Origin of the sequence: Paraeggerthella hominis (genome assembly GCF_021044775.1) — a bacterium.
Taxonomy (GTDB): domain Bacteria; phylum Actinomycetota; class Coriobacteriia; order Coriobacteriales; family Eggerthellaceae; genus Paraeggerthella; species Paraeggerthella hominis.
Genome location: NZ_JAJNOQ010000003.1, coordinates 316,658 through 334,404, shown reverse-complemented (window position 1 = coordinate 334,404; position 17,747 = coordinate 316,658). Strand labels below are relative to the sequence as shown.

The 17,747-nt window shown below is 64.0% G+C and carries 19 protein-coding genes; 5 read left to right on the top strand and 14 right to left on the bottom strand.

What is annotated here, in order from left to right; all coding sequences use genetic code 11:
- Window positions 1-61: 61 nt before the first annotated feature.
- Both LQE90_RS05295 and LQE90_RS05290 read right to left on the bottom strand, forming a co-directional pair.
- Window positions 62-727 carry a flavin reductase gene (locus LQE90_RS05295; RefSeq protein ID WP_114567920.1) on the bottom strand — a complete coding sequence of 222 codons (666 nt, stop codon included), beginning with the start codon at window positions 725-727 and terminating at the stop codon, window positions 62-64.
- A 91-nt stretch (window positions 728-818) separates the two neighbouring features.
- Window positions 819-1,451, bottom strand: coding sequence for a hypothetical protein (locus tag LQE90_RS05290; protein WP_216529796.1), 633 nt, complete (start codon window positions 1,449-1,451; stop codon window positions 819-821).
- Between the two features lie 120 nt (window positions 1,452-1,571).
- On the opposite strand from LQE90_RS05290, the gene LQE90_RS05285 reads away from it, so the two are divergent.
- The 5 genes from LQE90_RS05285 (at window position 1,572) to LQE90_RS05265 (ending at window position 7,510) form a co-directional block, all read left to right on the top strand.
- Complete coding sequence (locus tag LQE90_RS05285) at window positions 1,572-2,432, top strand: DUF364 domain-containing protein (RefSeq protein WP_216529795.1); 861 nt, start codon at window positions 1,572-1,574, stop codon at window positions 2,430-2,432.
- 687 nt (window positions 2,433-3,119) lie between these two features.
- Window positions 3,120-4,250, top strand: a complete 1,131-nt coding sequence (locus LQE90_RS05280; protein ID WP_225748862.1) for a FecCD family ABC transporter permease — start codon at window positions 3,120-3,122, stop codon at window positions 4,248-4,250.
- On the top strand, window positions 4,247-5,029 hold the full coding sequence (locus LQE90_RS05275) for an ABC transporter ATP-binding protein (RefSeq protein ID WP_216529794.1): 783 nt from the start codon (window positions 4,247-4,249) through the stop codon (window positions 5,027-5,029). The genes LQE90_RS05280 and LQE90_RS05275 overlap by 4 nt, the downstream gene beginning before the upstream one ends.
- A 30-nt stretch (window positions 5,030-5,059) precedes the next feature.
- Window positions 5,060-6,196, top strand: a complete 1,137-nt coding sequence (locus tag LQE90_RS05270) for an ABC transporter substrate-binding protein (RefSeq protein ID WP_216529793.1) — start codon at window positions 5,060-5,062, stop codon at window positions 6,194-6,196.
- Window positions 6,197-6,283: 87 nt separating this feature from the next.
- A complete protein-coding gene (locus LQE90_RS05265; protein WP_216529792.1) occupies window positions 6,284-7,510 on the top strand; it encodes a molybdopterin molybdotransferase MoeA in 1,227 nt (408 codons plus the stop codon).
- Window positions 7,511-7,631: 121 nt separating this feature from the next.
- Here LQE90_RS05265 and rpmE read toward each other — a convergent pair whose 3' ends face one another.
- From rpmE to murA, 12 genes are all read right to left on the bottom strand, one after another.
- Complete coding sequence (gene rpmE, locus LQE90_RS12470) at window positions 7,632-8,102, bottom strand: 50S ribosomal protein L31 (RefSeq protein WP_114567886.1); 471 nt, start codon at window positions 8,100-8,102, stop codon at window positions 7,632-7,634.
- Between the two features lie 163 nt (window positions 8,103-8,265).
- Window positions 8,266-9,168 (bottom strand): rhamnulose-1-phosphate aldolase, encoded by a 903-nt coding sequence (gene rhaD / locus LQE90_RS05255; protein ID WP_114567885.1) that lies wholly within the window; start codon window positions 9,166-9,168, stop codon window positions 8,266-8,268.
- An 8-nt stretch (window positions 9,169-9,176) separates the two neighbouring features.
- Entirely contained in the window at window positions 9,177-10,682 is a 1,506-nt protein-coding gene (gene pyk / locus LQE90_RS05250; protein ID WP_114567884.1) for a pyruvate kinase, read from the bottom strand.
- Between the two features lie 96 nt (window positions 10,683-10,778).
- The gene (locus tag LQE90_RS05245) at window positions 10,779-11,159 is read right to left on the bottom strand and encodes a desulfoferrodoxin family protein (RefSeq protein WP_216529791.1); all 381 of its coding nucleotides are present in this window, start codon (window positions 11,157-11,159) and stop codon (window positions 10,779-10,781) included.
- A 160-nt stretch (window positions 11,160-11,319) separates the two neighbouring features.
- Window positions 11,320-12,153 carry a prolipoprotein diacylglyceryl transferase gene (lgt, locus tag LQE90_RS05240; protein WP_216529790.1) on the bottom strand — a complete coding sequence of 278 codons (834 nt, stop codon included), beginning with the start codon at window positions 12,151-12,153 and terminating at the stop codon, window positions 11,320-11,322.
- A gap of 60 nt (window positions 12,154-12,213) precedes the next feature.
- Window positions 12,214-12,432, bottom strand: a complete 219-nt coding sequence (locus LQE90_RS05235; protein ID WP_114567881.1) for a UDP-N-acetylmuramoylalanyl-D-glutamate--2,6-diaminopimelate ligase — start codon at window positions 12,430-12,432, stop codon at window positions 12,214-12,216.
- 104 nt (window positions 12,433-12,536) lie between these two features.
- Entirely contained in the window at window positions 12,537-13,148 is a 612-nt protein-coding gene (gene pdxT / locus LQE90_RS05230; RefSeq protein WP_114567880.1) for a pyridoxal 5'-phosphate synthase glutaminase subunit PdxT, read from the bottom strand.
- A 32-nt stretch (window positions 13,149-13,180) separates the two neighbouring features.
- Window positions 13,181-14,071 (bottom strand): pyridoxal 5'-phosphate synthase lyase subunit PdxS, encoded by an 891-nt coding sequence (pdxS, locus tag LQE90_RS05225; RefSeq protein ID WP_114567879.1) that lies wholly within the window; start codon window positions 14,069-14,071, stop codon window positions 13,181-13,183.
- Window positions 14,072-14,251: 180 nt separating this feature from the next.
- Window positions 14,252-14,545 carry a hypothetical protein gene (locus tag LQE90_RS05220; RefSeq protein ID WP_114567878.1) on the bottom strand — a complete coding sequence of 98 codons (294 nt, stop codon included), beginning with the start codon at window positions 14,543-14,545 and terminating at the stop codon, window positions 14,252-14,254.
- 33 nt (window positions 14,546-14,578) lie between these two features.
- Window positions 14,579-14,812 carry a NifU family protein gene (locus LQE90_RS05215; RefSeq protein ID WP_114567877.1) on the bottom strand — a complete coding sequence of 78 codons (234 nt, stop codon included), beginning with the start codon at window positions 14,810-14,812 and terminating at the stop codon, window positions 14,579-14,581.
- Between the two features lie 115 nt (window positions 14,813-14,927).
- Entirely contained in the window at window positions 14,928-16,418 is a 1,491-nt protein-coding gene (locus LQE90_RS05210) for an LCP family protein (protein WP_114567876.1), read from the bottom strand.
- 12 nt (window positions 16,419-16,430) lie between these two features.
- Window positions 16,431-17,723 carry a UDP-N-acetylglucosamine 1-carboxyvinyltransferase gene (murA, locus tag LQE90_RS05205; protein WP_216529789.1) on the bottom strand — a complete coding sequence of 431 codons (1,293 nt, stop codon included), beginning with the start codon at window positions 17,721-17,723 and terminating at the stop codon, window positions 16,431-16,433.
- Between the last annotated feature and the right edge of the window lie 24 nt (window positions 17,724-17,747).

Here is a 17,747-nt window from a genome sequence, read left to right as displayed (position 1 = left end):
AAACGAGCAGGGCGGGCGAGGCGGAGCAAACCCGCCCTCGCCTCGCCCCGCATCCCTCGATCTACACGGCGACCCGTTCGAACATGTCCCGGCCCACGCCGCACACGGGACACACGTAATCTTCCGGCAGCTCGTCAAGGTACTCCATGTGGCCGCACACCGTGCATCGCCAAGCGAACTTCGGCTTCGCGTCGCCTTCACCGGGCGCAGAAGCAGGCTCCTCGCCCAGGTAACTCGATGCCTTCGGTGGCGTTTTCCCGCCCTTGACCAGATGATAATAGGCATACGTCATCGGATCGCCCGCGCAGGTTTTCTCCGCTTCCTCCACCTCGCCCACAAATAGGATATGCGTGCCCAGGTTGACGATCTGCACGACGCGCGCCGAGAAGCGCGAAACGCACTGTTCGGCCACGTAGGGAACGCCCGCCGCGTCTTCGGCCGTCTCGCACGAAGCGAACTTGTCCACATCGGCGCTCGAATGGAAGCCGAAGGTGCCGATAAGCTCCATCGTCGCCTCCTGGGACAAGCACGTTGCCGTGAAACGACCGGACTCGAGCACGGCTTCGGTCGTAGCGTTTTCCTTGTTCAACGTCACGCTCACCTGCATAGGGGAAGACGTCACCTGCTGAAACGTGTTCGCAACGCATCCGAAGCGCTTTCCCTCATGCTGCGCGCCAACGATGTAGAGCCCATAGCTCAAGCTATGAAAGGCCGATTTATCGATCATGATGGCACCTTCCCGCCGCGATGCGCCTGCCCGCGGTCCTGTCTCGTCTAATACCGATCGGTCGATTTTGATGATACTTGGTATCGTTTGCTCAAACAAGATCGAATGCCGAACGCAAGGTCGAACGAGCCTCGCCGTCGGGAGCGAGCATCTTCGCACCGTCCCAAACATCGCCGAACCGTTCGGCAGCAGCTTCGAGCAGCCATGCCCGCACCACCACGAGGGCGTGAGCGCTTCGGGCCGAAGGGCCCTGCGAAAGCACGTCCATGGCCGACGTCAGCCCGCCGCCGCGCAGCAGCTCCAACTGCCCCAGCTCGTCCACTACCAGCAAACCTGGGCTGCGCGGCGGATCAGCAGCTTTCAGCCTATCGAAATGAGCGTTCACCTGCGCAAGGGCATCGTCCGATATCTCCCAGGCAAGCTTCGCGCGAGCGCTCTGGCTTTCTTCGCGAAACGTTCCTTCGGCCAAAGCCAGATCGCGCCGCCGGGCAAAGGAAACCCGCTCGCCGCCCGGAAGCAAGACGTTGTCGATACCGATCTTTTCCAGAGTTTCGGCTCCCACCGCCGCAGAACAACCGGCGGCTTTTCCGGCTTCGCTCCCTCGCCAGACGCCAGGGGCCAAGACGCCCTCCACCGCAACGCCCTGGGCGACAAGTCCTTTCACCGCAGCCTCCAGCCAGCGGGTCTTCCCTATCTGCACGTCGCCTGTTAGCAGGAACAGCATGGTCGGCGCCCCTTCCTTGATTCTTCTCAACGGTGTATTATACGCCAATAGGTACAATATAAACGACGCGCTGCACGCAAAGGCGCTTCGACACGAAAACCTGCGAACAAGGAGAGCCGTATGGAACGCTCCGAGAACAGCACCTGCTCGAACGCACGCGAAGCGGAGACGGGCGATTCCTCCGGCACGCTGGAAAACCGATCCCCGTGGCAATTCTACGACTTGCTGATCGAAGGAATCCCCGAAGATCTTGCCGTGCGCGATTACTGTTTGGGAACGCACTGGTCGTACGTGGAGGCCGACTGCGGCATGGGCGTGAGCTTCACCTGCAAAGGCGGAGCGAGGCGCCAGGCCAAAAACGATTTGCGCGGATGCTCGCTTCGCACGATGGCCCAGCTTGCGAAGTCATGGTGCTTCGAGGAAGCCACGCTTGGGGTGGCGGCTCTCAACGCCTACTACGCCCAGAAGCGCCTGCTCGATCCGCTGGGAGCCGTCTACGACGAACCCGTCGAACGTCCGGACGGAACCGTGCGAAGCAAAGACGCGTTCGAGCTGTACCGACCGCGCATCGCGGCGCAAGGCAACGCCAACGTCGTGGTGGTCGGGCACTTTCCCCACGTCGACCGCATTGCCGAATACGCCAATCTGACGGTGCTCGAAAGAAACTGCTCGCAGCCGCTCGACACGCCCGACCCCGCCTGCGAATACGTCGTCCCCCTGGCCGATTACGCGTTCGTAACGGGCGTGACCATCATCAACAAGACCGCGCCCCGCTTGCTGGACCTGGCGAAGAGCGCGACCACCGTCATGGTGGGCCCGAGCGTGGTCATGTCGACGCAGCTGTTCGACCGCGGCGTCGACATGCTGGCCGGCAGCGTCGTAGCCGATCCCGAGAAAGCCCGCTTCGCCGTGAAAAGCGGAGCCGGGCAGTTCTTCGGCGAAGCGCTCCAAATGACGTCGATCACGCGGGAGCTCGCGTAGCAAGATCCCACCTCGCGCACCGTGGGGCAACCCTCAAGCACGCCGTCCGCCGCACGCGAGGGCAGCGCGGTGCGGGCTTGCCCTGGACGAGCGCGCGAGCAAGCGCTGCGCCCGTCGCGCACGAAGACGGCGCGCAAGAAAAACCGCGATCCGTGGTAGGTTTTGACGGTTTGAGGTCGTCCTGACAGGTGCTGGGCGTGCGGGTTTGCACACTTAGCTTCACGTCACCTCGCTCACCTGCGGAAACGCAATAGACCCACATACAAGCAAGATCGATCAGCCAACCCAACGACCCCAAACCGTCAAAACCTACCACGGATCGCATAATTTTCTGCTGAAGGAGAAATCGGGGCGCGAAGCGGGCCGGCAGCATCATCCGGCCCCCCGTGCCGGTCGGCGGCCCACCCGTTTCGCCCACGCGGACCGATCGCTCGTCGGGCCGCCCCCGCCCGTTTCGCCCGCTCGACCGACCACTCGGCCGCCCGCTCGCGCAACCCCCCCCCACCCGCTCCGGACGCAGCACGGACCGCCCTCCCGCACGACCCGCGCCCCGCCGACCCTCCGCTACCGACCCCCAACCCGCTTCAGGCAGCCCGCGCGCCAGCTTCGGCACCATTTATATTTGTTTGATTATATTCTCATTCTAGTATATATTTGAGAAACAATATTATTCTTCATTGGGGGACTATGAAGACACGAGAGCTCAACGACCCGCCCGACGCATCGAAGGCGACCGCGCCTGGCAAAGAGGCGAACAGCAGCCGTGACCTTGATCTCGGGATGCGCGCCGCCCGCTGCGCATCCCGAAGAAACGCGCGTCGCGCCAACGCCCTCTTGCTCGCGCTCGGCATCCTGCTCATAGCAAGCGCGCTCGCTTCGCTCATGCTGGGTCGCTATCCCATCACGCCGGTAGAAGCAGTGGGAATGCTAGCCAACTTAGCCTTTCCCGTGGATCCGTTCTGGACCCCGCAGCAGGAAACGCTCTTCTTCCAAGTGCGCCTGCCGCGCATAGTGCTGGCCGTCATGGTGGGATGCAGCCTCGCCACAGCGGGCGCAGCCTACCAGGGAACGTTTCAGAACCCGCTCGTATCGCCCGACATACTAGGAGCGTCGCAAGGCGCGGCGTTCGGAGCGGCGTGCGCCATTCTGCTGGGCATGGGCGCGTTCGGCGTTTCCGCCTCCGCCTTCCTGTTCTCTATCGCAGCCGTGATGCTGGTGCTGCTCATCGGCACGCGAGCCCGAGGGAATCACCTGCTCATCGTGGTGCTGGCGGGCGTGATGGTCAGCTCGCTGTTTTCAGCGGGCGTCTCGTTCACCAAGCTGATAGCCGATCCCAACAACCAGCTTGCCGCCATCACGTACTGGCTCATGGGCAGCCTGACTGGAGCCAAGTGGAGCGACATGGCCCTGGCGGCCATCCCCATGGCAGTCGGGCTGGGAGCGCTGTTCGCCCTGCGCTGGCGCATCAATGTGCTGACCATGGGCGACGACGAAGCTTCCACCATGGGCGTGAACGCGCGTCGAACACGGCTCATCGTCATCCTGGCGGCAACCCTGATCACCGCCTCCAGCGTAGCCGTATCGGGCATGATCGGATGGGTCGGCCTGGTCATCCCCCACCTTTCCCGCATGGTCATCGGCTGCGACTACCGCAAACTGCTGCCGGCGAGCATGCTCATGGGCGCCAGCTTCATGCTGATAGTGGACGACATCGCCCGGCTGGTCGCAACCGCGGAGATACCCATCGGCATACTGACCGCATTCGTAGGCGCGCCGTTCTTCTTGTACCTCATCACCCGGAAGAAGCAGAAGCTATGAGCATCGACGTCAAGAACCTGAGCTTTTCCTACGGAAGCCGCGAGGTGCTGCACAACGTCAGCTTCTCCATCCCCGACAACATGCTGGTGAACGTGCTGGGACCCAACGGCGTAGGGAAATCCACGTTGTTTCGCTGCATCCTGTGCCTGAACGCCGCCTGGACAGGCGAGATCACCGTGAATGGAAAGAACCTGCGCGACCTCCCCATTCGCGAACGGGCGCGCGAGGTGGCCTACATCCCGCAGTCGCACTCGTCCACGTACGATTACGACGTGCTCGACGTGGTGCTCATGAGCGCTGGAGGCGACGTCGGGCTGTTCGGAACGCCGAAACGCCAGCATACGGACCGCGCCTGGGAAGCGCTCGAGCGCGTGGGCGTGGCGCATTTGGGACACCGCCCCTACACGCAGATATCCGGCGGCGAGAAGCAGCTGGTCCTTATCGCGCGCGCCATCGCCCAGAATGCGCGCACCATCGTCATGGACGAGCCCACCAGCGCGCTGGACTACGGCAACACGGTGCGCGTGCTGTCCACCGTACGTCAGCTTGCTCGCGAAGGCATGAGCATCGTGCAATCAACCCATCAGCCTGACCAGGCTTTTCTCTACTCCGACCGCACCCTCGTCATCAACGAGGGCCGCGTGCACGCCTTCGGCGACCCCAAAGAGGTCATCACGAAGGAGCTGGTAAGCGCCATCTACCACGTGGACGTGGAGGTCAACTCCCTATACGGCGACAAGGTGCGCGTTTGCGTGCCGGTACGCGAGATAGAACGGTAGGCTCAAGAAGCAATGGAAAGGAAGGCTCCCATGGGAGGGACTACGAAAACGAAGAAAGCGCCCTGGACCGCGCGCTTGCTGATCGCATGCGTGCTATGTCTTGGCTTGGCGTTCGTCGCAAGCGGCTGCGCCCAGCAAGCGCCGAGCGCGGACGAAGGCGCGAAGCAGGATCAGCCCGCGCAAAACGAGACCCGCACGTTCACCGATTCGGCGGGGCGCACGGTCGAGGTGCCGGCGCAAATCGACCGCATTGCGCCGGCCGGCCACACCGCAACACAGGTGCTGCTCACAATGGCCCCCGACAAGCTGGTGTCGATCTCGACCGAGCTTACCGCGGATCAGGCGAAGTATCTGGGAGCGGACTATGCGAACCTGCCCGTAACGGGAGCGGCGTTCGGCGCAAAGGGCGACCTCAACAAAGAGGCCGTCGCCGCCTCCGGGGCCCAAATCCTCATCGATACCGGCGAGCTCAAAGACGGCATCAAGGAAGACCTGGACACGCTGCAGCAGCAGCTGGGCATCCCCGTGGTGGTCATCGAAACCAAGATGAGCGACTACGGCAAAGCCTATGAAATGCTCGGCGACCTTCTGGGCATGCAGGACCGCGGCAAGGAGCTGTCCGACTACTGCAAGGCAGCCTACGACGAAACCGTGTCCGTCATGAGCACCATCCCCGAGTCCGATCGCGTCAACGTTGCCTACCTTTTGGGTGGCAAGGGGACGAACACCATCGCGAAGAACTCCTATCAGGGACAGGTGGTCGATCTGGTTGCCAACAACGTGGCCGACCTGGGCAAGGTCTCCGGCAGCGGCGCGGGCGTCGAGATCAGCATGGAGCAGCTGGCTCTGTGGGATCCGCAGCTGATCCTGTTCGCAGGAGGAAGCATCTACGACTCCGTAGGTTCCGATGCCGCGTTTGCAGAGCTGACGGCCGTCAAGAACGGATCCTACTACGAGGTGCCCAGTACGCCGTGGAACTGGCTGAACAACCCGCCTACGGTCAACCAGGTGCTGGGCATGCAGTGGCTTCCCCGCCTGCTCTATCCTGACAAGTACGACAACGATCTGTACGAAACGGTGTCGGGCTACTTCAAGACGTTTTACGGCTACGATTTGAGCAAGGCCGAGTTCGATCAGATCGCAGCGCACGCGCAGCCTAAGGCATAGCAGCCGCGCTCGTATAGAAGAACCGCAGGAGAGCCCGGTACGCCGGGCTCTCCTGACGCACAAGGGAAACCGGACAAGGAGAGGCGCATGGGAGAAAAGATACTCGATGGATTCCCCTCGAAGGAAGAGGCTCTGGACGATTTCTTCGCCGCATGGGAGCCGGTGCGGCGCACCGAATACGTAACGCTCGACCATGCGGTAGGCCGCGTGCTGGCGCGCGACCTGACGTCCGCGAACACCCTGCCGGTGGTGCGCGCGTCCTCGTTCGACGGCATCGCGGTGAAGTCTGCCGCGTTCGCGAACGGACTGCCCGACACGAGCAGCTGGAAGCTCGGCGTCGATTACGCGCGCGCCGATACCGGCGACGATTTCCCCGACGAGTTCGACGCCGTGGTGATGATTGAGAAAGCGGCTATCCAGGAAGACGGATCGGTGATACTCGACAAGGACGCGCTCGTCGAGCCCGGTTCGGGCGTACGACCCGCAGGATCGACGCTGCGCGCAGGAGATGCGCTCATGAACGCAGGAACCATCGTCCGCCCCACCGATCTGGCCGCGCTTGCCATGGGAGGCGTTGCCATGGTGCCCGTGCGCGCCAAGCCGCGCGTCGCCTTCATTCCCACGGGCAGCGAGCTCGTGCCCGCCGGCATCAAGCCGTACCGCGGGCAGAACGTCGACGCGAACAGCCTCATGTGCAAGCACCTGCTGATCGAGTACGGAGCGGAACCCGTGCTGTTCCCTCTCGTGCACGACGATCCCGCCGACCTTGAGCGGGCGTTCGAGGAAGCGCTCTCGACTGCCGACCTGGTGGTGATCAACGGCGGTTCCGCGCTTGGCGAGGAGGACTTCAACGCCCGCCTGATCAAGCGGCGGGGACGCGTGGTGCATCACTATATCGCTGCCGTTCCGGGACGCCCGCTCATGATGGCCGTGGTGGACGAAAAGCCGGTCGTCAACCTGCCCGGGCCGACTATGGCGGCCTACTTCGGATCCGAATGGTGCCTGCAAGCCGTAATCGAGCGCATGCTGGACATCCCCCTGCATCGTCGTCCCACGGTGCAGGCGCGCGCCGATGCAGCGAAGTCGAGCATCCCGAAGATGGCGAACATCGCGCGCGTGCAGGTGGAGCGCGACGGCGAGGGCTACACGGCCCGCTTTCTCAACTTCAAAGCCGGCGAGCTGGCCGCCTGCATGACGTCGAACGCGCAACGCGTATCCCCTATCGGCGAAGCAGGCTGGGAGGAAGGAGACCTCCTGGAAGTGGAGCTTCTTCGGGGCGAGGAGTTCATCGAGGCACGCCGAGCCAATCGATGAAGCAGTACGGCCCGCACGCGAACCGCATGCGGGCCGTACGGAACGCTTCTGCATGCACAAGGGCCGCATCGTTTTCGATGCGGCCCTTGCTGTGCGCGTTTCGCGTTATGCGTTCGGCACGCTATTCAGCGGCCGGCGCCTCCTCGACGAGAGCGTCGACGGCGGCAGCTTCCTCGGCGGAAGCCTCAGCCGGAGCAGCCTCGGCGGCAGCAGCCTCAGCCTCGGCGGCCTTCTTGGCCTCGGCCTCGGACTTCTTCGCAAACTCCTCGGCACGCTTGGCCTTCTCGGCGGCCTTCGCCTCGCGCTCGGCCTTCTTCTTGGCCTCGGCCTCGGCGACGGCGGCGGCACGCGCAGCCTTCCTGGCTGCCTCGCGCTCGGCCACGCTCTCCTTGGCGGCAGCGCCGAACTTGTCGGCGAAGCGCTGGACGCGTCCACCGGTGTCGACGAAGCGCTGCTGGCCGGTGTAGAACGGATGGCAGACGTTGCAGATGTCGACCTTCAGCTCAGACTTCGTGGAGCGCGTCGTGAACGTGTTGCCGCAGCTGCACTTGACGGTGCACTCCCCGTACTCCGGATGAATTCCCTGTTTCATGGTTCTGGTTCTCCTTTACTGACCTTGGTTTCCGACCAAGGTGAAGACAAGCCTTTGCACTATAGCACACCAGCAGTCCGAATACCACTTCTTTGCGGAATAACTTCACGATACGGCAGCCCGTCGAAACGCGAAACGCATCGAAAACAGCCGGCGCGGATCCTTACAGGTACGCTTCGTTGACGGGCAGGCCGTAAGCTGCGGCAATGCCGCGCAGGCCCTCGTCGGGAATCGTATTGAGAAACCGGTCGCCGCCCCCGTTCATCGCACGCGCCTGTGCGTACACCCCGGCAGCCTTCTCCACGGTCTGCACCACGCCGAACGCAGCGTCGAAGCCGGGAGCCGCGCAAAACAGCCCGTGATGCGCCCATACGCACACGCCGTGATCGCGCATTGCGGCGGCGGTCGCGTCCGCGATCTCCGGGCCGCCCGGAACCATCCACGGCACCACGCCGACGCCGGCCGGAAACGCCACCATGCTTTCGAGCATGGCCTTCCACAACGTGCGCGTGAACGTGCGCGCGTCAAGCGGCAACACGTTCGTCAAGGCTATGACCTGGGTCGGATGGGCGTGGTAGAGCACGCGGTCCGCCCCTGAGGAAGCATCCTTGCGCACCGAATGAACGGCGCAGTGGCTGGCGAACTCGCTGGTGGGGCGGCCGCCGTCCTTGAACCCCCATACGATGCGCCACGCGTCGCCCGCAGGAGCAATCTCCACGATGCCGGCGTTGCCGTCTGCATCGAGCGCGACGTTGCGCATGACGCGGCCCGCGCCCGTGACCATGAAGAACTCGCCGCTCAAATTCTCCGCGCGAAGACCGAGCGGCACCCATGAGCTGGGGTTGTCGTAGAAAAACGATCGGCAAGAAGCCACCTCTTCGGGCTTCATGCGATACGACAGGTTGCCGCCGTTGCTTTCGTGCCACCCCTGCGCCCACCCGTCGGCGCACAGGCGCACGAACGATTTCGCGAACTGCTGCTGCTCCACGGCGACGCCGGAAACGGCGCCCTTCGCAGCCGAGACGCCCCGATCGAGCATCTCTTGAGCATCATCGAAAAAACCCATAGCCTCTCCTATCGTTCATGCGCCGGCGACGGCGCGCCAACGCCCGGCTGCTCTTCGTCATTGCGAATCCGCACGACGTACATCACGTTGGTGGCGGCTACCGTTTCGGCTCCCTGCGCGTCCGTACCCGCCGCCGGGCTGGTCAAAGGATCGCCTGCCGTGAACACGGCCAACTGCCCTGGGTTCACCAAACCGCGCTGCAGCACGGTGGCGTGCGCATGGTCGATAACGCAGCGCATATCGCCCTGCACGTCGCCGATCATAGGGACGACGCCCCAGTTCAACTGCTGCTGACGCATGACGCGCGAAAATGGCGTAACCGCGTAGATGGGCACGCGCGGACGCAGGTTCGACACCAGGCGCGCCGTGCGCCCCGACATGGTGGGGGCGACGATGCACGAGGCGCCCACGTTCTCGGCCGTCTGCACGGCCGCCATGCCCACCGCCAACGCGACGCGCGCATGGACGCGTCGCCGGTCGGGCGCGCGCTCTTCGAACAGGTACGGTTCGCTGGCTTCGGCGATGCGCGCCATCATGCGCACCGCAGCCACCGGATAGCTTCCCGACGCCGTTTCGCCCGACAACATGACCGCGTCGGTGCCGTCGTAGATGGCGTTCGCCACATCCCCAACCTCGGCACGCGTGGGACGCGGGTTGCGAATCATGGAATCCAGCATCTGCGTGGCCGTGATAGCCGGCTTCGACGCACGGTTGCATGCGCGGATGATTTCCTTCTGGATATGCGGCACGCGGTACGCGGGAACCTCCACGCCCAAGTCTCCGCGCGCGATCATGATCCCGTCGGCGGCTTCGAGTATTTCCTCGATGTTCTCCACAGCCTCCGAGCACTCGATCTTCGCGATCAGCATGATGCCCGCTCCGCCGTGCTGGTCCAGGAAATCGCGAATCTCGCGCACCCCGCGCGCGTCCCTCACGAAGGAGGCCGCGACGAAATCGACCTCCTGGCGAACGCCGAACAGCAAATCATCGCGATCTTGATCGGTCATAACCGGAAGCGGAACCGAAGTGCCCGGAAGGTTCACGGACTTGCGCTCTCCCAGCATGCCCGCGTTAAGAACCGTGCACAGAATGTCGGAACCCTCCGTTGCATCCACGCGCAACTCGATAAGCCCGTCGTCGATCAGCACGGAAGTGCCCGGCGCAACCACGTCCGCCAAACCCGGACACGTATGAGAAACCCGCTGCGCCGTACCCTCTACCTGGGCTTCAGTCAGCACGATCCGGTTCCCCGAGGCAAGCTGCACCGGTGCGCCGCCCGCCAAGCGACCCGTGCGAATCTCGGGTCCTCGCGTGTCCAGCAGCACCGCGCACGGGGAGTCAACCTCGTGGCATACCGCGCGCAAGCGCTCCATGCGCGCGGCGTGCTCGACGTGCGATCCATGCGAGAAATTGAAGCGCGCCACGTCCATGCCCGCCGCAATGAGGTCGCGCAGCGCGCCCTCGTCGTCGACCGCCGGCCCCAACGTGCACACGATTTTCGTTCGCCTAGCCATAGCCTCCCCGTCGTACGCCGTTTTCCTTCATGATAGCGCAAAGCGCCCGCTCCGCTTGCACGGAACGGGCGCTCTCGAAACGATTGCAAAACGTCTTTACACCTCGGCGACCCACAGGCCGTGCAGGTTGCAGTACTCGTACACCTTGAGCGCTTCGTCGCCCTCGGCCACGGCGAAATCGGCAACGGGAGCATCCTCGGGGGTGAGCTCGCGCATCTGGTAGCCGTTCTTCGTAACCAGGCAGATGAAGGTGATGTAGTGCTCCGGCGTCATGGGGTGCAGCGTGCTGCCCACCTCGACGTGGACGTTCGCGCCGTCGACGCTCACGACGGGAACGTGCTTCTCGAGCGCGGCGTCGGTGGTGTTGGCGGTGAGCTCGGTCATCTTCTCGCCGCAGCAAACCAGCGGAACGCCGGCGTCGAACGGCTTCACAGCGATGTTGCCGCAGTGCATGCACTTGTAAAACTTGAGATCCATATTCGGGCCCCCTTTAGCTTCGCGTACAGGTCTACCTGCTTCTTCCCAATGATAGCGCAGGGCCGATGCGCGGCGAGCGCACCGCGATGCTTGGAGCCGAACCGTAACGTCGTCGAAACGCCTCGCTTGCCAAGCACCGTACCCTTTGCCTCCTTAAATGTTACTCACTCTGTTGCATTTCAGGAAGACCCTGCTGAGGCTTTTTCACGACAATCGCATAAACCAACACGCCCACACCTACCAGGATCAACGGAACGCTCAAAAGCTGCCCCATGGTAAGCCACCCGCCCCACAAGTAGCCCAGTTGCACGTCCGGTTCGCGCACGAACTCAACCAGAAAGCGGAAGCATCCGTACATGATCAGGAACAAGCCCAGGAAGGTGCCGCGCGGGCGAGCCGGACGCATCCGCGAGAGCAGGTAGAGCACGGCGAAGATAACGATTCCCTCCAGAAACGCCTCGTACAGCTGAGAGGGATGGCGCGGCATCGTTCCAGCGGCCCCACCGAACACCACGCCCCACGCGACGTCGGTGGGCGCACCCCACAGCTCGCCGTTCACAAAGTTCGCGCAGCGACCGAACAGCAGGCCAAGCGGAGCGCCGATGCAGCCCAGATCAGCCAGCGTCAAATACGGGATGTTCGTCAGCTTGGCCGCCACGATACCCGAAAGAAGCGCCCCGATCAGGCCGCCGTGAAAGCTCATGCCGCCACGGTTGAACGCAAGGATCTCGGCAGGATGAGCCAGGTAGTAGCCATCGCCGTAAAACAAGACGTAGCCCAAGCGCCCTCCAAGGATCACGCCGACGATCACGCAGAACATGATGGTAAGCAAAGAATCCACGTCCACGCGCACGCGCCATCGGCGCGCTACGCGCCATACCACAAGCGCCGCGCACACGAACCCGAGCACGTAGGCGATGCCGTACCAGCGCACCGCGAACGGCCCGATAGCGAACGCAACCGGGTCAAGGCTTTGGTAGATGTTGTTGAGCATGAAGTTCCTTTCGCAAAAATCCGAGGCGAAGCGATCGCCTTCGGAAGCGAGGTACAGGGCCTACTCCTGGCCCATGCCAGCCCCCACCTCGATAGCGGCGAAGCGAACCTCGTCGCGCAGCTGAGGCGGAATGGGGTGCACGATGGAAACCGAGGCGTCGCAGTGCGGGCAGCGCAGCGTGAACAAAGCCAGGTCCGTCCGCAGGACCATCATGGCATCGTAGCGACATACGTCCAGATCGTTCGCGCCGCATGCAGGGCAGATTGCGCTTCGACTCATCGGTTCACGCTCCTTCGCTCGTTTGCCCGCCTTCTTTTGTCCTCATTGTAGCAGAAGCCCGCCGACGCGAACGCCGAACGACGCCCACGCCGACGGGCTTCACATCAGCACGAGGCGCGCCCCTCGCCCACTACGCGGTCGAGGAAGAACGCATGCACGCGCGCATCGTCGGTCAACTCGGGATGAAACGCCACGGCGAGCGCGCGCCCTTCGCGCACAGCAAGCGGCTCGCCGTCCTCGGCGGCACTGAGGACCTCCACGTTCGGCCCCCAATCGGCGAACCTCGGCGCGCGGATGAACACGCCCTTCACGGGGCCGCCCTCGATCCCGGCCCACGGCACCGCCGTCTCGAACGAGTCGATCTGCCGGCCGTAGGCGTTGCGCCGGATCCGCACGTTCATAAGAGCGAGCGGTTCCTGATCGGGCCGCGCGCCTTCGATGTCGCGCGCCATGAGGATAGCGCCGGCGCACGTGCCGAACACGGCCATCCCCTTCGCGAACGCATCGCGCAGCGGCTGGTACATGCCGTGGATGGCCAAGAGCTTCGCGATGGCCGTCGACTCGCCGCCCGGCAGCACCAAGCCGTCCAAACCGTCGAGCTCGTGCGGCCAGCGCACGAGGCGCGTGGCCGCTCCCAGCCCGTCGAGCATGGCTCGATGCTCGCGGAACGCGCCCTGAAGCGCCAGGACGCCGATGGTTTTATTCATAGGTTGCATGGCCAGACCTCATAGGTTCACGCGACGCGTCTCTACCAGCCGCGCTGCGCCATCAGCTCGTTGTCGGGGATGTCGGAGATCTCGATGCCCACCATGGCCTCGCCCAGGTTGCGCGAAACGCGCGCGACAGTGTCGGGATCGTCGTAGTTCGTCGTGGCCTCCACGATGGCGCGAGCGCGCTTGGCCGGGTCGCCCGACTTGAAAATGCCGCTGCCCACGAACACGCCGTCGCAGCCCAACTGCATCATGAGCGCCGCGTCAGCGGGCGTGGCGATGCCGCCGGCCGAGAAGTTCACCACGGGAAGGCACCCGTGCTCGGCCACCCACTTCACCAGCTCGTAGGGAGCTTGCAGCTCCTTTGCAGCCGTGAACAACTGCTCGTCGCGCAAGCCTTTGATACGGGCGATGTCAGTCGTCACGGTGCGCATATGGCGCACGGCCTCCACCACGTTGCCCGTGCCCGGCTCGCCTTTCGTGCGGATCATGGCCGCGCCTTCGGCGATACGGCGCAAAGCCTCGCCCAGGTTGCGCGCGCCGCACACGAACGGCACGTCGAAATCCCACTTGTTCACATGGTACTCGTCGTCGGCCGGCGTGAGCACCTCGCTCTCGTCGATGAAGTCCACGCCCAGGCTCTGCAGCACCTGCGCCTCCACGAAATGCCCGATGCGGCACTTCGCCATGACGGGGATGGACACGGCCTCCACGATTCCCTCGATCATGGTGGGGTCGCTCATGCGCGCCACGCCGCCGTGCGCGCGGATGTCGGCAGGGACGCGCTCGAGGGCCATAACGGCCACAGCGCCCGCATCCTCGGCGATCTTCGCCTGCTCGGGGTTGACGACGTCCATGATGACGCCGCCCTTCATCATCTCGGCGAAGCCGGTCTTCACTTTGAGCGTGCCATGCGCCTGTTCGGTCATCGAGCCGTCCTTTCATCGCGATCGTTCGAGTAGCTGCCCGCAACGCGCCGACAGCATGCAGAGCGCGGCCGCACGAATGGCCGTGCGGCCGCGCTCGAATCCAAGCATGTACGATACCCGTTCCTGCGCCTCGACGCGAGCACGTTAACGCAACCGTAACGCGCGAAGCGAAGAACGGGGCTAGAGCAGAAACCGGTTCGGGTTGCCCTGTCGGGCCACGCAGCCTTCTTTGCGATCGGCCATGTGCGGCCCGTGCGTTAAAAAGTGCGTGCAGAAGCGGCATATCTCCTTGATGGCCGCATCGTAGTCGCGCTCCGGGTTCAACAATACGTTGAAGTCCTGGCACACTTCATGCGTAGACCGCACGCAGGCTGCAAAGCGGCAGTCGGCAGGACAAGGCTCTCCGGGTATGTTGTGCGGGCAACGCGACATCATCTCCTCGTCGCATCCGCGCAGTTCCCAGCAGTTCGCCATATCCGCCTTCCCTTCAATCCCGAACGCTCACGGCTATTCAGCCGCGGGCACGACCTTCGTCACGCCGGGGACGCGCTCTTTCAGGATGCGCTCCACGCCGTTGGCGAGCGTCATCTGAGACATCGGGCAGCCCTTGCACGCGCCCTGCAGCTCGACCGTGACCACGCCGTCCTCGGCAACGTCGACGAGCTTCACGTCGCCGCCGTCAGCCTGCAGGCTGGGGCGAATGAGCTCGAGCACAGCCGCCACGTCGTTCTTATCCACCATAGGAATCGCTCCTTCGTCTGAATGGGTGTTATCAGGTGCCGATTCTACCACAGAGCCTTGGCGCGCACGGCCGAAGCCGGGAAATGCGGAGGAAACATCGACGAGGCGCATGGCGCTACGAAGAAGGCTTCCAATCCTTCCCCAGAACCAGCAGCACGTCCGTGTCGAACGTATAGAACCCCGCGTCGGCAACCGTACGGCCAAGGCCCAGCGCGGAGACCACGGTTTGCGCGGCCGGCTCGAACGCGCCGTCCTTGTAGATGACCAGCGTTTCGGCGTAAGCGGCAGTATCGGTATTGCCGGTTTCCTCGACCTTGAACCCCATGCCTGCAAGCGTTTGCGATATCTGGGCCGCCGCGCCGGTAATGCCTCCGCCGTTGCGGACGGTCAGGGTGAAGCTGGCCGGATCGACCGAGGCGATCTTCTTCTCGACCACCGGGTCTTGCCCCTGCTTCACCAATTCCATCATGGACGACCATGCGTCGGTTGAAGCCACGTAATAGGAAACGCTATCGCGCGTTGTCTCGTAACCGGGAACGAGGGCGCCCTTCACCGTAGACGCGTCCATGCCCCGCAGCGCATCGGCCAAGCCCAGCGCGTCTTTCGCTCCCATGTCGGTGCCGAAAGAACCCCCCACCTTGTCCAGCGTGGACAAGAAGGAAAGCGACCCCTCGTCAAGCAGGCGAAGGGACAGCGCCGCAAGCAGTTCGCGCTGGTTGGCCGCCTGCACCTGCAAGCCTCCCGAAAAGTTCGACGCACGCAAAAACGTAAGGGCGGCCTTGCCGTCGAGCGTCTGCTCCCCCGGAGATAGGTAGACGTCGCCCGCCGCCGGGTCGTCCACCTCTTCGGCTACGTTCACCTGCACGCCGCCAAGTCCATCGACCAAGCTCGCCACGCCGCCGGCATCGATCTTGACCAGATGCGACACGTTCACCCCGGCGAAGTTCGACACGGCTTTGATCAGGGACGCATCGCCTTCCTGCACAGCGGCGTCTCGAAGCTGATGGGGCTTTCCGTCTTTAAGCTGAACCTGCAAGGTGGCGGGTACGGACACGATGACCGCCGACCGCGCAGCTCGGTCCACCCGCACCAGGGCAAGCGCATCAGGCCCGGCTTGGGCGTTCGCCGCCCCCACCGGGTCCAAATCTGCAGCGACCAACGTGTAGAAGGCGTCGGCTGCCTCTTTCGGAGCGACAAGCGCCGACGAGGCGTCCGAGTTCTTGAGGCCTATCTTGGAATCGAGCGAACCGAAGAACGCGAACGTCCCCACGCCCGCCGCAACGACCGCCACCAAAACGACGCACGCGACCACCGCAACGAGACGCCGCATGCGCGCGCGGCGCTGGATGCCATGGGAGAACTCGCGCCTGCTCACGCGACGAGAGAACTGGGAAGCGCTCTCCCCGGACGACGTGTTCGGCAAAATGGTTTCCACGTAGCCGCGCGCCGCGCGCTTCTGCTTGCGCGCGCTCGAAAACCCGACGGAATCGGCGTTCATGCGCCCGCGCGAACGCCGCGGCACGTGCGTGCCCAGCGTAGCGGTGCGCAAACGGCGCGAGGTGATTTTGGACTGCGTTGCCGAAAAGCCCTTACGGCGCTTGACCATGTGCGGCCTCCGCTAACCGCGGATATCCGGCATACCGTCGACGGGCGCGCGGCGAACGCACGCCCCCAGATCGCCCAGCTTGCCAACGTAGTCTTCGTAGCCGCGGTCGATATGGCCGATGTTGTGCACCCGCGTCTGCCCCTCGGCAGACACTCCCGCAAGAACAAGCGCCGCGCCCGCACGCAGGTCGGTGGAGGACACGTCGGCGCCCTGCAGGCCCGCAACGCCCCTGACCAGCGCATGATGATCCTCGATAGTGATATCGGCCCCCATGCGGATAAGCTCGCTTGCAAACATGAAGCGGTTCTCGAACACGTTCTCGGTGATGACCGACACGCCCTCCGCGCGCGCGGCCAGCAGCATGAACTGCGCCTGCAGGTCGGTCGGGAAGCCCGGATGCGGCAGGGTCTGAATATCGATGGGAACAAGGGGGCGCGTACGGCTGACGGTGACCCAGTCGGCTCCGGTTTGCACCTCGCAGCCCATGGCGGCAAGCTTCATGAGGGCAACGCGCAGATACGACGGATCGATGCCGCGTACCGTAACGGGGCCTCCCGTGAGCGCGCCGCCCACCAAGAAGGTGCCCGCCTCGATGCGATCGCCCACCGTCGTGTGGTCGCAAGGATGCAGCGAGGAAAGCGGAACGCCCTCCACCTCGATGATCGAGGAACCGGCCCCGGCCACCTTCGCTCCCATGGACACCAGCATGTTCGCCAAGTCCACGATTTCGGGTTCGCGCGCGGCGTTCTCGAGCACCGTCGTGCCTTTCGCCGTCACGGCCGCCATAAGCAAGTTCTCGGTTGCGCCGACGCTGGGGAAATCCAAAACGACGTCCGCTCCAACCAAGCCGTTCGGCGTGCGCGCCTCCAGGAATCCGTGGTCGATGGTGAACTCCACGCCCAGCGCTTCGAGCCCCACGAGGTGCATGTCGATTTTGCGCGCGCCGATCTGGCACCCGCCGGGCATGGCCACGCGCGCCCGCCCGAACCGACCGACCAGCGGACCCAGGACCGAAATGCTCGCGCGCATCTTGGATACCAGGTCGTACGGCGTTTCGAACTGCTCGACGTCGGTCGTGTCCACGATCAGCGTATGGCCGTCGCGTTCCACGGTTGCGCCCAAGCGGCGCAGCACCTCCGACATGATGCTGATGTCGGAGATGAGCGGCACGTTGCGCACGAGCGTTTTGCCCTGGCCGAGCAAGGCGGCGGCAATGAGCTTGAGCGCGGAATTCTTGGCGCCCGACACGGCCACTTCGCCCGCGAGCACGCCGTTGCCTTCGACAATGATGATCTCTTCTGCCATGGGTGTTCCTTAACGCCGAGGTGC

Excerpts from the sequence above, each read along its gene's own strand:
- LQE90_RS05295 (WP_114567920.1), bottom strand. The coding sequence starts at position 727 with ATGATCGATAAATCGGCCTTTCATAGCTTGAGCTATGGGCTCTACATC.
- rpmE (WP_114567886.1), bottom strand. The coding sequence starts at position 8,102 with ATGAAACAGGGAATTCATCCGGAGTACGGGGAGTGCACCGTCAAGTGC.
- LQE90_RS05235 (WP_114567881.1), bottom strand. The coding sequence starts at position 12,432 with ATGAGTCGAAGCGCAATCTGCCCTGCATGCGGCGCGAACGATCTGGAC.
- LQE90_RS05210 (WP_114567876.1), bottom strand. The coding sequence starts at position 16,418 with ATGGTCAAGCGCCGTAAGGGCTTTTCGGCAACGCAGTCCAAAATCACC.
- pdxS (WP_114567879.1), bottom strand. The coding sequence starts at position 14,071 with ATGACCGAACAGGCGCATGGCACGCTCAAAGTGAAGACCGGCTTCGCC.
- murA (WP_216529789.1), bottom strand. The coding sequence starts at position 17,723 with ATGGCAGAAGAGATCATCATTGTCGAAGGCAACGGCGTGCTCGCGGGC.
- LQE90_RS05285 (WP_216529795.1), top strand. The coding sequence starts at position 1,572 with ATGGAACGCTCCGAGAACAGCACCTGCTCGAACGCACGCGAAGCGGAG.
- LQE90_RS05290 (WP_216529796.1), bottom strand. The coding sequence starts at position 1,451 with ATGCTGTTCCTGCTAACAGGCGACGTGCAGATAGGGAAGACCCGCTGG.
- LQE90_RS05275 (WP_216529794.1), top strand. The coding sequence starts at position 4,247 with ATGAGCATCGACGTCAAGAACCTGAGCTTTTCCTACGGAAGCCGCGAG.
- LQE90_RS05215 (WP_114567877.1), bottom strand. The coding sequence starts at position 14,812 with ATGGTGGATAAGAACGACGTGGCGGCTGTGCTCGAGCTCATTCGCCCC.
- rhaD (WP_114567885.1), bottom strand. The coding sequence starts at position 9,168 with ATGGGTTTTTTCGATGATGCTCAAGAGATGCTCGATCGGGGCGTCTCG.
- LQE90_RS05270 (WP_216529793.1), top strand. The coding sequence starts at position 5,060 with ATGGGAGGGACTACGAAAACGAAGAAAGCGCCCTGGACCGCGCGCTTG.
- LQE90_RS05220 (WP_114567878.1), bottom strand. The coding sequence starts at position 14,545 with ATGGCGAACTGCTGGGAACTGCGCGGATGCGACGAGGAGATGATGTCG.
- LQE90_RS05265 (WP_216529792.1), top strand. The coding sequence starts at position 6,284 with ATGGGAGAAAAGATACTCGATGGATTCCCCTCGAAGGAAGAGGCTCTG.
- pdxT (WP_114567880.1), bottom strand. The coding sequence starts at position 13,148 with ATGCAACCTATGAATAAAACCATCGGCGTCCTGGCGCTTCAGGGCGCG.
- lgt (WP_216529790.1), bottom strand. The coding sequence starts at position 12,153 with ATGCTCAACAACATCTACCAAAGCCTTGACCCGGTTGCGTTCGCTATC.
- pyk (WP_114567884.1), bottom strand. The coding sequence starts at position 10,682 with ATGGCTAGGCGAACGAAAATCGTGTGCACGTTGGGGCCGGCGGTCGAC.
- LQE90_RS05245 (WP_216529791.1), bottom strand. The coding sequence starts at position 11,159 with ATGGATCTCAAGTTTTACAAGTGCATGCACTGCGGCAACATCGCTGTG.
- LQE90_RS05280 (WP_225748862.1), top strand. The coding sequence starts at position 3,120 with ATGAAGACACGAGAGCTCAACGACCCGCCCGACGCATCGAAGGCGACC.